1 protein-coding gene is annotated in these 1,997 nt (G+C 73.9%); it reads left to right on the forward strand.

What is annotated here, in order from left to right:
* Window positions 1-46 precede the first annotated feature (46 nt).
* Entirely contained in the window at window positions 47-1,624 is a 1,578-nt protein-coding gene (locus NS354_RS12155) for a hypothetical protein (protein ID WP_058594725.1), read from the forward strand.
* Window positions 1,625-1,997: the final 373 nt, after the last annotated feature.

Genomic DNA, 1,997 nt, shown 5'->3' on the forward strand with positions numbered 1-1,997 from the left:
CCCCGAAACCCGCCCCCGGCGCCGCACCAGAGAGGACCCAGAGATCGTGACCGCACTCACCGCCGACGCCAAGCGCACTGCGCAGGCGTGGATCGACGACCACCTGCCCCAGCTCACCGAATGGCACACCCGCATCTGGGAGCTCGCCGAGCCCGCCTGGCGCGAGTACCGGTCGCAGCAGTGGTACGTCGAACGGCTGCGCGCCGAGGGGTTCACCGTCGAAGACGGGTCGGCGGGCATGCCCACCGCGTTCAGCGCGCGCTGGTCGAACGGCGACGGGCCCACGCTGCTCACGTACGCCGAGTACGACGCCGTGCCCGGCAACAGCCAGGCCGCGACCACCACCGAGACGCCGCGCGACGGCCTCTCGCGATTCGCGCCGGGGCATACCGACCCGCACTCGGTACTCGGCATCTCCACGCTCGCCGGCGTGCTCGCCGTGCAGCACGCGATGCGCGAGCACGGCATCGGCGGCACGCTCCACTACACCGGAGAACCCGCCGAGAAGATGCACGGCTCGAAAGTGGTGCACGGCCTGCGCGGCTACTACGACGACGCCGACGCGATCGTCTCGTTCCACCCCTTCTACATGCTCCCGCTCTGCAACACCGCACGGTGGGACACGCAGTGCGGCGCCTACTACAGCAAGGTCTACAGCTTCGTCTGCGACCGCCCCGAGCAGTGGCAGCTGTCGAGCGCCGACCCGAACTCGCCCATCCCCGCGTCGCACTCGGCCGCGCGCGCGCCCGGCGCGAACCTGTCGCTCGTGCAGATGTACTCGGCTTCGCGCAGCATGCTCGATGCCATGCTGCCCGCGACGGGCGGGTGGAGCTTCTCCGACGCGATCCTCACCGACGGCCAGGCGACGGCCGACAACCTGCCGCAGCGCGTCGCGCGCGTGCAGTTCTCGTGGCGTACGCCCGACATCGAGATGGCCGAGCACATTCTCCAGGTGCTCGACCGCAACGCCGCAGCGGCGGCGGCGATGGGGCACTGCGATCTCGAGGAGCGCTGGATCGCCCGCAGCCGACCCGGCCGCACGAACCACGCGATGGCGACCGTGCTGTACGAGAACCTGACCGAGGTGGGGGCGCCGAGCTACGGGCCGGAGGCCGTGGCGATCGCGCAGGAGGTGCAGCGCTCGCTCGGGATCGAGCCGGCCGAGCGCCCGTTCCTCGCCGAGACCGAGCAGCTCATCTCGCCGCAGGAGGCGGAGCGGAGCCTGCGCGAGCACATGCCCGCGTGGCAGCGCAACTGGACGAGCGACGATTACGTCGAGATGAGCCACTACGCGCCGCTCGTGCGCTTCTACGTGTCGCGCCCCGCCCTGCAGCCCGTGCCCGGGGCGGGGCCGTACCCCGCGTGGGTCATGAACGCCCTCGGCGGCATCCCCGAGACGATCGCGCCGACGATCGTCACCGCGGGCAAGACGGTCGCCGGCACCTTCATCGACCTGCTGACGAAGCCCGAGGTGCTCGCCGAGGCCCAGCGGGAGTTCGCCGAGCGCACGGCGGCCGAGCCGATGCCCGCGCTCCTGCCGCGCGATTTCGAGCCGCCGATCGATCTGCCCTGGCCCGACTATCGCACGGACCCGTCCGGATCGCACGAGCACCGGCACTGGTAGGGGAGCGCGCGGGCGCGGGGCGCGGGGCGCGTCCCTGCCCGCGCCCCTGTCCGCGCGCCGCGTCCCTGCCCGCGCCCCTGTCCGCGCGCCGCGTCCCTGCCCGCGCCCCTGTCCGCGCGCCGCGTCCCTGCCCGCGCCCCGAGCGCCTGCCCGCGCGCCGCGCGCCTGCCCGCGCGCCGCGCGCCTGCCCGCGCTCCGAGCCCCTGCCCGCGCACCGAGCCCCTGCCAGCGTCCCGAGCCCCTGTCCGCGCGCCGAGCGCCTGCCCGCGCGCCGAGCCCCTGCAAGAGCGCCGAGCCCCTGCAAGAGCGCCGAGCCCCTGCCAGAGCGCCGAGCCCCTGTCGAGAACACCGCATCTCGACAGGGGCTCGGCGC

The organism is Leucobacter chromiiresistens (genome assembly GCF_001477055.1).
Lineage (GTDB): Bacteria > Actinomycetota > Actinomycetes > Actinomycetales > Microbacteriaceae > Leucobacter > Leucobacter chromiiresistens_A.